The 13,656-nt window shown below is 40.8% G+C and carries 13 protein-coding genes; 7 read left to right on the forward strand and 6 right to left on the reverse strand.

Features of this window, described 5'->3' with window-relative positions; genetic code table 11:
- Positions 1 to 1,404, forward strand: a 1,404-nt coding sequence (locus BUA53_RS21325) for a hypothetical protein (RefSeq protein ID WP_175546115.1), incomplete at its 5' end; no start/stop codon positions are given.
- Between the two features lie 110 nt (positions 1,405 to 1,514).
- Here BUA53_RS21325 and BUA53_RS18430 read toward each other — a convergent pair.
- The gene (locus BUA53_RS18430; protein WP_084080273.1) at positions 1,515 to 2,741 is read right to left on the reverse strand and encodes a C1 family peptidase; all 1,227 of its coding nucleotides are present in this window, start codon (positions 2,739 to 2,741) and stop codon (positions 1,515 to 1,517) included.
- A 613-nt stretch (positions 2,742 to 3,354) separates the two neighbouring features.
- Here BUA53_RS18430 and BUA53_RS18435 point away from each other — a divergent pair.
- The 4 genes from BUA53_RS18435 to BUA53_RS21720 all read left to right on the forward strand — a co-directional run bounded on the left by BUA53_RS18435 (position 3,355) and on the right by BUA53_RS21720 (position 6,175).
- Complete coding sequence (locus BUA53_RS18435) at positions 3,355 to 4,212, forward strand: FRG domain-containing protein (protein ID WP_072836874.1); 858 nt, start codon at positions 3,355 to 3,357, stop codon at positions 4,210 to 4,212.
- Between the two features lie 455 nt (positions 4,213 to 4,667).
- Positions 4,668 to 5,270: a hypothetical protein gene (locus BUA53_RS18445; RefSeq protein ID WP_072836876.1), complete on the forward strand. Its 603-nt coding sequence runs from the start codon at positions 4,668 to 4,670 to the stop codon at positions 5,268 to 5,270.
- A gap of 467 nt (positions 5,271 to 5,737) precedes the next feature.
- Complete coding sequence (locus BUA53_RS18450; RefSeq protein ID WP_072836877.1) at positions 5,738 to 5,950, forward strand: hypothetical protein; 213 nt, start codon at positions 5,738 to 5,740, stop codon at positions 5,948 to 5,950.
- A gap of 75 nt (positions 5,951 to 6,025) precedes the next feature.
- On the forward strand, positions 6,026 to 6,175 hold the full coding sequence (locus BUA53_RS21720; protein WP_317041276.1) for a DUF6728 family protein: 150 nt from the start codon (positions 6,026 to 6,028) through the stop codon (positions 6,173 to 6,175).
- Here the strand turns inward: BUA53_RS21720 and lpxB are convergent.
- The 3 genes from lpxB to surE all read right to left on the reverse strand — a co-directional run bounded on the left by lpxB (position 6,165) and on the right by surE (position 8,470).
- Complete coding sequence (lpxB, locus tag BUA53_RS18455) at positions 6,165 to 7,328, reverse strand: lipid-A-disaccharide synthase (protein WP_072836878.1); 1,164 nt, start codon at positions 7,326 to 7,328, stop codon at positions 6,165 to 6,167. The genes BUA53_RS21720 and lpxB overlap by 11 nt on opposite strands.
- Positions 7,329 to 7,398: 70 nt before the next feature.
- A complete protein-coding gene (locus tag BUA53_RS18460) occupies positions 7,399 to 7,713 on the reverse strand; it encodes a hypothetical protein (protein ID WP_072836879.1) in 315 nt (104 codons plus the stop codon).
- On the reverse strand, positions 7,676 to 8,470 hold the full coding sequence (surE, locus tag BUA53_RS18465) for a 5'/3'-nucleotidase SurE (RefSeq protein WP_072836880.1): 795 nt from the start codon (positions 8,468 to 8,470) through the stop codon (positions 7,676 to 7,678). The genes BUA53_RS18460 and surE overlap by 38 nt, the downstream gene beginning before the upstream one ends.
- Before the next feature lie 203 nt (positions 8,471 to 8,673).
- Here surE and BUA53_RS18470 point away from each other — a divergent pair, with 203 nt between their 5' ends.
- Together BUA53_RS18470 and BUA53_RS18475 are read left to right on the forward strand one after the other, a co-directional pair.
- A complete protein-coding gene (locus tag BUA53_RS18470; protein ID WP_072836881.1) occupies positions 8,674 to 9,423 on the forward strand; it encodes an XRE family transcriptional regulator in 750 nt (249 codons plus the stop codon).
- Between the two features lie 59 nt (positions 9,424 to 9,482).
- Positions 9,483 to 11,996 carry a DUF5916 domain-containing protein gene (locus BUA53_RS18475; protein WP_072836882.1) on the forward strand — a complete coding sequence of 838 codons (2,514 nt, stop codon included), beginning with the start codon at positions 9,483 to 9,485 and terminating at the stop codon, positions 11,994 to 11,996.
- On the opposite strand, the gene BUA53_RS18480 is transcribed toward BUA53_RS18475, so the two are convergent.
- Together BUA53_RS18480 and pdeM are read right to left on the reverse strand one after the other, a co-directional pair.
- The gene (locus BUA53_RS18480; protein WP_072836883.1) at positions 11,993 to 12,916 is read right to left on the reverse strand and encodes a histone deacetylase family protein; all 924 of its coding nucleotides are present in this window, start codon (positions 12,914 to 12,916) and stop codon (positions 11,993 to 11,995) included. The two genes, BUA53_RS18475 and BUA53_RS18480, sit on opposite strands and share 4 nt — an antisense overlap.
- Positions 12,913 to 13,563, reverse strand: a complete 651-nt coding sequence (gene pdeM / locus BUA53_RS18485; RefSeq protein ID WP_072836945.1) for a ligase-associated DNA damage response endonuclease PdeM — start codon at positions 13,561 to 13,563, stop codon at positions 12,913 to 12,915. The genes BUA53_RS18480 and pdeM overlap by 4 nt, the downstream gene beginning before the upstream one ends.
- Positions 13,564 to 13,656 lie beyond the last annotated feature (93 nt).

Genomic DNA, 13,656 nt, shown 5'->3' on the forward strand with positions numbered 1-13,656 from the left:
CTGACTGTTAATCCATTACCTGAGTGCAGCATTACAGGTAACAACATCATATGTTCAGGAGGAACAACTTCCTTCACTGCTACGGCAGGCATGACAACGTATGCATGGACAGGACCTGGTGGCTTTACAGCTTCAACACAAAGTACGGGCAATATCAGTGTAGCAGGTACATACACAGTGACCATTACCAATGCCAATGGTTGTTCATCTACCTGTTCAAGAACACTGACAGTGAATACAATAGGTGCGGTTGTGGCAATTGCTACTCCAACAACCTGTGGTTTGAATAATGGTAGCTTCACCATTACATCCCCGGTTGGTCCTGGAATTACTTATAGCATTAATGGAGGAGCCTTTGTAAGTCAAACAACATTCAGTGGTTTGGCCGCGAATACTTACAGTATTGTTGCACATAGCACAGAGGGTTGTACTTCATCTGGCTCTGTAACAGTAGCCGGCTCGCAGCCTTGTCTTACTTATTGCTCTTATACTCAAGGTTTCTGGGGTAATAGGAATGGCTTGAAATTGTTGCCTGGATTGTTGACAACACCAATTGTTATTGGCAGAACAGGACATTCATTTACCATTCCTGCAGGTAGTGCCACGATGTTGAATAATGCTATGCCTGGTGGTACCACTCCAAGAATGCTTCTTCCTGGTGATTGTGTAATGTCTACAGCTTCCAATGGATGCTTTGTTACAAAGTACATGACCAAACAGGGAAAGATCAATAATGTGTTCTTAGCACAAACGATCACATTAACCCTGAACACCAGGTTGGCGGGTAATCCTTTGCTGACATTACCAATTCAGTCAGGTTGCCTGAATACAGGCATGGGCTCATTCACGATGAACCAGAGTGTAGTAAATTATCTTACATACAATGGTGCTTCTGCAACTGTGGCCGACTTGTTGAATTTGGCTAATGACCTCTTGGGTGGAACATTAACTCCGGGTGCCAATGTTGGTACACCTTCTAAACCTCGCATTGTACCATCTTATAGCGCCGTAAACGATGTTGTAGATGCAATTAACAATGCAATTGATGGTTGTACGAACTTTAATGGTTATCAAACTTGCGTAACCAGTTCATTGGTTGTTTTGGCAAAAACTGCGCCGGTAGACAATACCATTTCCAATCATATAAAAGTGAGTGCTTATCCAAATCCTTACACCGATAAAGTAAGATTTACTATTAAGTCTACAGTATCCGGCCATGGATCACTGGATGTATTCAACATGGTTGGTCAGAAAGTCAAAACGGTTTACCAGGGATATTTACATGCTAATACAGAACAGGTAGTTGAATACCGCGTTCCTGATGTCAGCAGGCAAAACCTGATCTTCGTTATGACCGTCAACAGTGAAAGAGTAACCGGTAAATTGCTAAACGCAAAAGAATAACCGACAAAAAAGCCGATATTACAAGGATGCCCAACCGGGCATCCTTTTTTATGAATAAATAAAAAAAAGCGGCCATAAAGCCGCTTAGTATAGGTGGAATGAATTGTCAATTAAAAGTTCATCACCAAAAGGTTGGAAGATACTTTAGGTAGCAGATCATAATCGATCCAGCTATATCCTGCATCACCCCATGATGTTCCCCACTGGTTGATGATTTTGTAAGCATGCTTAGCGTCATCATATCCGCAAATAGCAAGAGCGTGATAACCAATAACAGAACTAAAGGTTTTCCAGATGAAGCCAGTCTTTGCATTGTAAAATTCATTATCAACCGAGTATTGTGATACCAGCGGGCGATTGGCAACAAGCATGTTTTTGATGGCCGTTACATCAGATGCATAGATCTGGGAGTAAGAAGCAATGCGGTAATTGGCAGCTTGTGCTGTTTGTGTGCTGTTAGGCATTGTAGAGCAATCTGTCCAGGTATATGGCATAGAGGTCCATGTACAAACTCCATTATTTTTCAGGAAATCAAAAGTTGTAATTAAGGCAGAACCTGAGCAAGATGTGGCACTTGTTTTTGTTTGGTTAAATAAATATTCCGGGCTTAAGATATTAGTAGATTGGCTATAGCTGGTAGCACCACTTCTTTTATAAGCTTCATAAGAACGGGCATAAACTGCTGCAAATGCTACGCATGATCCTTCACTTCCCTGGTTCATTACCGGGGGCATTACTAAAGCATAACTGGAGGGTAAAGTAGTAGAAGTAGGGGGTTGAACCACGATAGTAGTTTTGATTCCCACAGTAATACTATAGGTGCCCGTATTGCCTGCTGCATCTTTTGCAGTGGCGGTGATAACATAATTGCCATCAGCTAAACCACTTGTGTTCCATGAAAAACTGGCCGATGAGTTGGCGGCTGAGCCTATATTTGTTCCGCCCGCAGTAGCACTGATTGAAGTTACTCCCACATTGTCACTTGATGAAATTGAAACTGTTACTGTTCCGGATACAGTAGATCCGTTGGATGGAGATGTGATTGATACTGTTGGTGCTGTAGCGTCACCAGTTGTTGTTGGTGGTCTGTAAGGTTTTCCTTTAGCTGAAGCCATAAGAGCATTTTCAGGCTCTATGTTTCCTTTTGCAAGGTCTGAAGACATGATCAGGGGAACCTTGCTCATTTCTTCGGCATTAACCTGTAGCGCTCCGAAGTTCTTAACATACTGCGCTGTTTCCGACTTAGGCTGTTGATCAGCTGTGTTTTTTTGACAACCAACCCATAAAAGGGATAAGCCCATCATAGCGGTTAGGAGTAGGACTTTACTGTTTTTCATTAAGAGAATTTTAGGTTATAAAAAGGAAATGGCTTAAAATAAAAATCTATCATCTGTTACATAATGCAGAGCTATTTGGCAAATACACCAATATCCATTGCATACTATGTATGTTTGGCTATACCTAGCCCTGTCAGCATCATCTTGATTCTATATGTTTTTGGGAAAAGCCCGGCTTAATCGTGAATGGTTTTTCTGAGATCAGGATATTGTTCTTTAGTTCAACGCTCGTCTTATACAAAATTATAGGGCACTTATAGGTCTTCAAAGTAAAAAGTACTCGATTAAAATAGACAAATCACACAGGTAAAATTACTCCTCTCACGGCGCGCATTATTAGCCAAAACTGTGCCGTTATTTGTTATAATGTATATCATTTGATTTAATATAATAAATGCCTGAAAATCAATACCAGTGAGAGTTTTGAGCATAAGTTTGTGAATAACTGGTAAAGAATAACTGATGTGCTTTTCTTGAGTCAGGGTCAATTCTATTGATCATAATCAATCAAATGAATAACGCCTTATTTAAATCCGGAGTAGTTATACGAACACAGGATTAGAAATTTAAATAATAATGGCTCATTGGCGCAAAATTTTAAATAAGTATATGGATGAAAGAGCAGCCTTTTTCAACAATCTGTTTACAAAGCTGGCAGGAGTTTAAAGACTATATCGGGATATTTAATGAGAACTGGGCATTCAGGGGACAGGGACATTCCGGGTGGATATTAAATACTGCCATTGAAAGGACCAATTTTATCAATTATCATCATGCAATCGAAGCAGAGTTTGTGGCAGAATTTCAACGTGGCGCTCGTAACTACCTTAGTAAGGATGATACACCTCAGCACCTGATAGAATGGCTGGCATTAATGCAACACCATGGGGCACCTACACGCCTTTTGGATTTAACCAAATCGCCTTTCATCGCTGCCTATTTTGCTTTTGAATTCAGCCCGGTTCACCAGGACCATTCCATAGGTATATGGGGAATTAATGTAAATTATTTAAAGCATAGAGCCATTGAGTTCCTTTCTGAAGAATTTGGGGAAGCACTAACCAAAAACAAAAACCTCATCAATGAGCAGCTTTTTGAAAAGCTATTTTACGAGAACAATAAGAACCTGGTATTTCCTGTGGAACCATTTAGCATGAACAGGCGTTATTCCATTCAGCAATCAATCTTTTTAAGTACAGGCACCAGCCATGAAACTTTCATGAACCAACTTCAGTTCCTGGGCGAAGACCTGGAAAAGACCGTAGTAAAAATGATCTTACCTGGCTGTCATCGCAGGGAGGTGATGAGAGATCTTCAGCAAATGAACCTTCATCGTGCCAGTTTATTCCCCGATCTGGACGGTTATGCCCTTTCTCTCCGGCTTCGTTATGACAATATGAAATCACCCTGGGAAAAAAAGGAGGAAGAAGAATTGAAATCGAAAAGCCAGGAATACCCTTTCTTTCCCTAACCGTGAAGAACGTGGTGCCTCAACTCAACTGATTGTACCTCGTAAGGATAACAATAATACGATTCAGCCTCACCTTCTTCCTATCAACTCCCCATCAACTGTATAGCTACGGTATAGATACTGCGTGATGATCACGCAGTATCTATACTGTTAGTAGGGCTTTCCCATGCCTTAGGGTAGGAAGAAGGAGGGAATATCGAACAGATGAACAAGGAATATCGAATGATGAAGGAAAGAACTATGATTAGCAGGATTTATAAGGAGGATTGGGGAGTTGAAGTGAGAACTATTCCTTATCAACTTTTCAACCTGTTAACCTTTCAACTTTTCAACTCTCTCCAGCGGCCAAAAGCGGTCATTATCGGTCAAATCGGCCAAAAGCGGCCAAAACGGACATGGTGGTTTTGAACTGACATGGATTTTCAAAATCTTGCAGCTATAAAATTTAATATCATATGGCTAAGCAAACAGGATACATTAAGGCAACAGGTAAAGTGGATGGTGACACCAACTTTTATTATGATGAGTTGTGGGGCTACCTGGTAAGAATGCTTCCCGGAGTGGACTCAAAGCGCTTCTGGAAGGACCCTGCCTTTGAAGGAAGCAGGAGAAGCGCTCAGAGGTTTGGTACTGGTAATATCATGTCTTCCATCATCTACCGCTTTGTACCCACTAAAAGAAGATACAGGCATTTGTTTAAACAGGTAAGAACTATAGCTATTGTTGGTTTAAAGCAGGGAATGGCTAAAGGGGAGGTATTTACAGCCTTGTATAACTTTCTTTCAGAGCAAAAGCGAATCTCTTTAACCGGGGAGCAGTTTACCCTTCTTTTATCTTCCTTTGAGGAGGAACTGGAGTCTAGGCTGAAAGAGCCAAAGCGTGAAAAGGAAAAGGAGATGAAGAATAAGCTTAATATTAAAGTAGAAGCTCCGCTAACTGCTGAAGACACAGAGTACTTTCAACTATATATGGAGGATTATGACTGGAAGATAAAGTTTGAAGGAGACTTTCCAACGGATTATCAAATCCCACTGTTTTTGCTTAAGCATGTTGCTTAAGCGTTTCTGGTTTTTGGTTTTTTGTTTCTGGTTCGTTAGGTTTGAACAGAACTATTGTATTTAGTTATTTCCGAAGGTCAAACAATTGGTTAGGTTGGAGAGCATTGTTGAATACAAACCTTACATTCGGCAAATCAAGGTTGTGGTTTCCTCCTTGTTAACTTTTCAACTAGTTAACCTGTTAACCCTTTCTCTTGTCAACTTTTCAACTTGTTAACCTGTCAACCATTGTTGCCTTTCCAAATCCCAATTGCAAAACAATTGATCATGCTCAATTTCAGCCGTTTACTGATGAGAATGTGAATAAGGGATTTTACTGACTGGCTCATTTTTTAGCGATTAATTTGCCCCAATTCATCGATAAAGGGTTGCGTTTTTAGAGGTTCTTGTTTAAGTTTGTAGGGATAGTAATTAACAGACCCTTGTAAAACCTTGAATTAAAGTTGAAGTCCAATAATCCTAAATATATGACCAGAATGAATATTTGTTTACGCAACCTATTTGTCTACTTTGAATCTGTACTGCATCCTGCAGGTGGAGCATCTGATAAGCAGCCGGTAAAGAAAAAAAGAACAACTATAGAAGCTACCAGTTATTTCAGTCAACCATCTCCTGATGGATATAATATGCGTGCAGTAGCTAAAAAGCAGGATAAAGTTCGTCGCAATCCTGCTCCTTAAGGTGCTATAAATGAACTCTTTTTATAGTAAACTGTATCTTTATGATACAGTTTTTTTATGGGCATACTAAAACAAATGGCTGAATACCTTTACCTCCGCAAACCAGATCCAAACCGGCCAAAGTCAGATTTTGTAAAATATATGCATGGCATCAATCGGCTGAGCCTGATTTTATTCATCATGGCCTTGATCATATTGATGATAAAGCTGCTGGTTAAACACTAGCTTTCACAAACTCTACTATTTCCTGGGCTGCCCTTTGGGAAGCATCTCCTCCCTGCATTAATAATTGCTTGAGGTCCTGGTAATCTTTTTTCAACTTGCTGATGCGATCCTGGTTGTGTAAAATAGCATCCAGTTCTGCGCCCAGGTTTTCTACCGTCAGTTCATTCTGAATAAGTTCAGTTACGATCTTTTTATCCATGATCAGGTTTACCAGTGAAATGTATTTGATCTTTAATAACCTGCGTGCAATCTGGTAGGAGATGGGAGAACCTTTATAGCATACCACTTGTGGAACTCCAAATAAAGCTGTCTCAAGCGTAGCCGTACCGGAAGTGACCAATGCGGCTTTTGCATTACTAAGTAAGGCATAGGTTTGGCCAGGAAATGCTACTTCAACATTGGGATGGTTGGCAATGAGGTCTTTGTACAATTCAAATGGTTGGCCAGGTGCCTGTGCAATAATGAACCGGTAGCCTGGGAATCGTGGTGTTACAGCAAGCATAAGCGGTAGCTTCACCAGGATTTCCTGCTTACGGCTGCCCGGCAATAATATGATGCGTTCCCTGTTATCTTTTGTGATCTCTTTGGTTGCCGGATCTTCTGCAGTTGACTGACTTTGGGTAATGAATGTATAATTTGATTTATCAAACCTGTCGATCAGGTAGGCTAGCGGGTGGCCAACATATTCCACCTTATAGTCCCACCGGGCAAAGAACTCTTTCTCAAATGGCAGGATGACGAGCATTTTATCTACAACCTTCTTGATCATTTTGGTGCGGCTTTCTTTCCATGCCCACACCTGCGGAGAGATGTAATAGATGACCTTGAACCCATTTTCTTTGGCCCATTTTGCAATGCGCAGGTTGAAGCCGGGATAATCTATTAGCACTACTACATCTGGTTTAAACTCCAGTATATCCTGTTTGCAGAATTTAAGGTTGTGTAAAATGGTGGGTAGGTTTTTGATGACCTCAATAAATCCCATAAATGCGAGGTCGCGGTAGTGCTTTACCAGCTTAGCACCTGCAGCCTCCATAAGATCTCCACCCCAGCAACGGATATTGGCCTGCTCATCGAGTTTGATGATCTCTTTAATGAGATTGCTACCGTGTAAGTCTCCTGAAGCTTCTCCTGCTATTATATAATATTTCATAAAGCACTTGTAGGCTTAGGATAATATTGATTGCTATGTCTGAAAATAAGCCCGAAACTAAAGCAGGCTTTTAATTAAAAAGCTTTATAAGTAGCACCCCTATACCATAGATTAGCGTGACAGCAAAAATTCCTTTGGCTGTCTGGTCCCTGGAAGTATTGATGTAATAAGTAAAGAGCGCAATGTTCCCGACAAGGCACCATACACCAAAAAAGGTGATCAACCTGTTTTCCCTGAAAAACACCCTTATGAATTCAGGAAAAGTGTATCCGGAAAAGCGGGCTATATAAATGATGATAAAAACAATGACGGGGGTGATGAGACCCAATATAAGTCCCATTTGCAGGTTATCCTTCTTTAGAAAGAATGTTCCAGTTTTTTTCAAGGTGCTCCTTTTGTTTGTAGTGGGTTAAGTCAAATTGAACGGGTACAATACTAATATAATTATTGGCTAATGCCCATACATCGGTATCAGTGCCTTCATCAAAATTAACAAACTCACCAGTAAGCCAGTAATATTTACGACCATGAGGATCGTTTCGCTCTATAAAGTCTTCTTCATATTTGGCATAGGCCTGCCTGCACACTTTCACTCCTTTAATTTCATCCACGGTCGCGATGGGAATGTTCACGTTCAAAACACAATGCTTATTAGGCGGTGACTGTAGCATCTGTTCAACGATGATCCTTGCATATTTTCGTGCAGCGGAAAAATCAGCTTCAAGGCTATAATCAAGCAATGAAAATCCAATAGAAGGAATGCTTTCTATAGCTGCTTCCACGGCTGCAGACATAGTGCCTGAATAAATAACGTTGATACTATGATTAGCACCATGGTTGATGCCACTAAGACAGATATCAGGTTTGTGGTGCAATACTTTATCTACGGCAAGCTTAACACAATCTACAGGGGTGCCTGAGCATTGGTAGGCTTCTATGCCTTCAAATAAATTCACTTTATGTAACCGTAAGGGAACGCCAATGGTAATGGCATGTCCCATTCCTGATTGGGGTTTATCCGGGGCCACCACTACTACCTTTCCCAGGTCTTTTACGGCTTCGATCAGGTTTTTTATTCCGGGTGCTGTAATTCCATCATCATTTGTAATCAGAATAACGGGCTTCTTCTTTTCCTTTTCCATTCCACTGGTTTATTTGGTTCACAAATTTGATCACTTTTTATGGATAACCAAAATTTGCACCAGTCAAAGGACAGTATATTAACAATGTATCATTTAGCCGCAGGTGTTAGATTTTATTAAATAGTAGCTTATTGAAAAAAGATTGTGCCTAAGTTTTTTAAATCTAAATAAATTAGTATTTTGCGGCTAAATAAATTAGTGTTATGTCAATAGCTAACAAAAATCTTAAGTACCTGAGAAAGCTACGTGGATGGACACAAGAAGAGTTTGCACAAAAGCTACGCATCAAAAGATCATTGCTTGGAGCTTATGAGGAAGAAAGGGCGGAGCCGCGTATTGAGATACTTGAAGTAGTGGCAGACATGTTCAAGCTTACGCTGGATGATCTGCTTCGTAAAGATGTTAGCGACACTAAGACCAATTATATAGCCAGGCGCAGGGCACAAAAAATGTCCAATGGCAGGACGGATATACCTTTTGTTCCTGTAAAGGCAGCAGCAGGCTACCTCAATGGTTATGCTGACCCTGAATTTGTAGATGAGTTGAACACCTTTACGCTGCCAATGCTTGCCGGGGGCGACTACAGGGCCTTTGAGATAGTAGGTGATTCCATGATGCCTACACCAAGTGGATCTGTGATTGTGGGCGAAAGAGTTCAGAACCTGGATGAAGTGAAAACCAACCAGACCTATATTGTAGTATCAAAGTCTGAGGGCATTGTGTACAAGCGCATGATGAAAAATAACCGCCAGAAGAACAAGTATACATTAGTCAGCGATAATCCTACTTATCAGCCTTATATCATTGCTGCTGATGATATACTGGAGGTATGGCAGGCTCAAATGATCATAGCAAAAGCCAATACCCAACAGCGCTGGGATGTGGGACAGTTGGCAAGCCTGGTTAACAATCTTCAGCAACAGGTAACTGTTTTGAAGAAGCGTATGAATTAATTTGCCTTTTCAGTTATTGAATTTATCTATTATATTTACGCTCAGCGAAAACTAGTTGCATGCTGAGAATGATGTTCTTATGCGTACCCTTGTGTTTTAGTATTTTACTATTTGGACAAAAGACGCTTACTTCAATTAAAACCTTACAGGCGCCCCACATTGACGGGGTATTGGATGATGCATGCTGGAAGCAGGCACCTGTAGCATCCGATTTCATTCAAAATTTTCCTTCTTATGGCTCACAGGCCCTGGTAAAGACCGAGGTGAAAATTCTTTATGATAATGAGGCAGTCTATATTGGCGCCCGCCTGTATGATGAGCCCTCACAGATTCGCAAGCAGTTAACATCAAGGGATGGAGAACAAAGGCAGGACGTTGATTACTTCTCTGTTTTCTTTGACACGTACAATGATCACCAGAATGGGTTCCAGTTTTTGGTTACCCCCAATAATGTGCAGAGCGATGCCAAGCTAAATGCTAATGCCAGTGCAAGCTTTGGTGATTTTGGAGACAAAAGCTGGGATGCAGTATGGGAAAGTAAAACAAAACTCGCAACCGATGGATGGTATGTAGAAATGCGTATTCCTTATATCTCTTTAAGGTTTGCCAAAAAGGATCTCCAGACCTGGGGTTTGCAATTCCTGCGGTTTACCCGTCGCAATAATGAGAGTTCTTACTGGAATGCTGTAGATCCCAATGTAAGTGGGTTTATTAATCAATTTGGACAATTAAAAGATCTTAAAAATATCCAGCCTCCGCTCAGGCTAAGTTTCTCTCCATATGTGTCAGGTGGTATCAGAGTGAATCCTGAAGGCAGTAAAAAAAACAAGGAATGGTTGCGCAATGGCGGCATGGATGTAAAATATGGTATCAATGAAAGTTTTACACTTGATGCCACATTGATACCCGATTTTGGACAGGTGGTTTCTGATAATGTGGTGAACAATCTTTCTCCATTTGAAATTCAATTCCAGGAGAACAGGCCTTTTTTTACAGAAGGCACTGAGTTGTTCAACAAATCAGGATTGTTTTATTCAAGGCGCATAGGAGCTACCCCGTCGGGTTATTATGGAGTGGAGTCCCTTGTAAATAATAGTGCGGATTACGAAGTTGTCAAAAATCCTACGCTTACACAATTATATAACGGTATAAAATTTTCCGGGCGGAATAAAAAGAAACTGGGGATTGGCATTTTCAATGCTGTAACTGCCCCTATGAAAGCGGAGCTAAGAAATATTGGTTCCAGGGCCGATACTGTTATTGAAACCGAACCATTAAGCAATTATAATATTATTGTACTTGACCAGGCATTGAAGGGACGTTCCTCCGTAACCTTCACAAATACCAACGTGGTCAGGAATGGGGCAGCCCGGGATGCGAATGTCAGCGCCCTTGACTTGTCTTTATATACCAACGATAACAAGTTTCGATTACAGGGTACAGCAAGGTATAGTAAGATATTTGGTTATTCTTTGTATCCCTCTGGAAACATCAATCTTGTGTATGATACTATGACCAGGTTGGGGAGGGTGTATGTAAAACCTTATGATGGTTATAATACAAGCCTGCAGCTAAGTAAGGCTAATGGCCAGGTGCGCTATTATGCCGGCACCAGCATTACATCGAATACCTATGACCCCAATGACCTGGGATACCTGCAGACGCCAAACCTGGTAAATTATTCCGGTGGGATAAGTTATAACCAGTTTAAACCAACAGCAAAATTTATTACCTACCGGTATAGTTTTGATGTCACGACCAGATACCTGTATAAACCTTACCGGTATAATGAAATGATGGTAAGTGCATCCGGGTTCTGGATATTTAAAAATTTTTGGGATGTTACCTTTACAGTTAGCAGTTTTCCCACTAATCAGAATGATTATTTTGAGTTACGGACACCAGGCAAATATTTAAAAAAGCCGGCTGAGGCCACCTTCCAGGTAGAAGGTAGTACAGATAGTCGTAAAAGGCTGTTTATAAATTATGAACTGGCTTATGCACCAAGGGCAAAAGCAGATAATAATTATAACCGGACTGAATTTGGCGTCAGGTATCGGTTTAGTGACAGGCTTACTTTAAGCACAGATGTTTTCAGGCAATTTGAAAATAACCAGATAGGTTACGCTTTTCGCAGGGAGTCGAATAAGGAACCGATAGTTGGTTACAGGGATTTTACCGAGATACAATCTATTGTTTCAGGGACTTATAATTTCAATTCAAGGCTGAATGTGGTTGTTAGAGGCAGGCACTATTGGAATAAAGTAAAGTATAACAGCTTTTACAATGTGGATGCAAATGGTAATACCATTCCAAGAAGCTTTATTCCTGGTTCTGATGATAATTACAATGCATTCAACCTGGATGCATTCATTACCTGGGATTTCAGGCTGGGTAGCAGGGTGATACTGGGATGGAAAAACTGGTTAGGTGATGAATATGGTGTAAATGGATGGGATAACCGTAATTATTGGAAAAACCTGAACAACTCACTTAAAATCTCTCATGGGAATGAAATTACGCTGAGGTTTATTTATTTTCTTGATTACAACCAGTTGAAAAAAGGCCGTTAGTCCAGCTCAAAGATGTCTTTTGCCTGCCTGAATGTATTGCAATGCGCTTCAACTATTGTTTTGATATCGGGTGAGTATCCTCCACCCATAGCTACTACGCAGGGAATTTTTCGTTGTTTTAAATAATTAAATACAATAGCATCCCGTTGTGCGCATCCTTTGATTGATAATTTTAATTTTCCAAACTTATCTGTTTCCAGTACATCAACTCCGGAAAGGTAAAAAGCAAAGGAAGGATCAAATTGATGCAATATTTTTTGAAGGGAATTTTGAAGCAGCTCATTGTATTCATTGTCTGAAATGCCGTCGGGTAGCTCTATGTCAAGATGACTTTTCTCTTTATGAAAGGGGTAATTATTTTTTCCATGCATACTGTAAGTAAATACCTGTGGATTGTTCTTAAATATGCTGGCTGTGCCATTTCCCTGGTGTACATCCAGATCAATGATCAGGATCTTTTCCGAAAGTTTATGATGCAACAGATAATTAGAAGCAACTGCAAAATCATTCAACAGGCAAAAACCTTCACCCCTGTCAGTGAAAGCATGATGCGTACCGCCTGCCACATTTAAAGAAACACCATTTTCAAAAGCGTATTGACAACAATCTATAGTACCCTGGGTGATTATTAATTCTCTATAAGTTAATGCTGGTGATTGAGGGAAGCCAATGCGTCTCTGCTCGCTTGCTGACAGGTTTTGTTCCTTTAATTTTCGCAGGTATTCAGCATCGTGTGTTAACAGGATGTCATCGTCATTACATGGCATAGGCCGGAACAAATGGTGTTCATTTATGGTGCCCTCATATAATAGTTGAGCAGGTATCAACTCATATTTATCCATAGGAAACCTGTGGCCTTCGGGAAGCGGATGTGCATAGACCGGGTCAAAGGCAATATGCAGTTTCTTTTCCAGTGTCATTGCATTTGGACCAGGCTATTATCAACTATGGCAAAGACGCTTTCTTTAGGTTCAGGAGCAATTAAAGCCGTGCCGGTGAATTTGCTGAAGGCAGGGAGTATGCAATGGTTGGCTCCAAAATAAAAGCATGGTAATCTTAATGCCTGTTTTCCTAATCCCTGTAAATAGATGCCGGGGTGGATGTGGCCACAAAACGTATAAAGATCAGCGTGGTCCCCGCACCGTTCGTGTGTGAAAATAAAAGGCGATAATTCCAATTCATTTTCAATCACGTCTATCCTTGCTTCCCGGTACCAGGAACTTTTCAGAATATCATGGTTGCCCCGGATCAGGATGATCTGGAGATGAGAGAAGTCATCCCTCCATTTTTTAAACCAATCCAATTCCATATTGGCATGGCTATGAAAAAAATCACCTACGACCAGGAGTTTTCCAGGCTTAAAATAAAGTAGCAGGTTTACCAGCCTTTGGAGATCTTCTTTATAAATCCCTTGCGGAACGGGGATGCCGGATTTTCTAAAGTGGCCGGTTTTACCAAAATGAAGATCAGAAACGATGAGGGCTTTTTGCTCTTCCCAAAAAATAGAACGCTGTGCCGATAACCACAGGTGCTGACCGCGAAGCGTATGAAGGAGAGGAGCTTGCATAGAAATAAGCGCTGGAATAAGCTGCAAAAGTAAGTTCAGGTAAGGGCCCCGGCCACTATATTTTGTTAATAGTTGTTTGAAGTTTTGAGTCTG

The organism is Flavisolibacter ginsengisoli DSM 18119 (genome assembly GCF_900129295.1).
Classification (GTDB): domain Bacteria; phylum Bacteroidota; class Bacteroidia; order Chitinophagales; family Chitinophagaceae; genus Flavisolibacter; species Flavisolibacter ginsengisoli.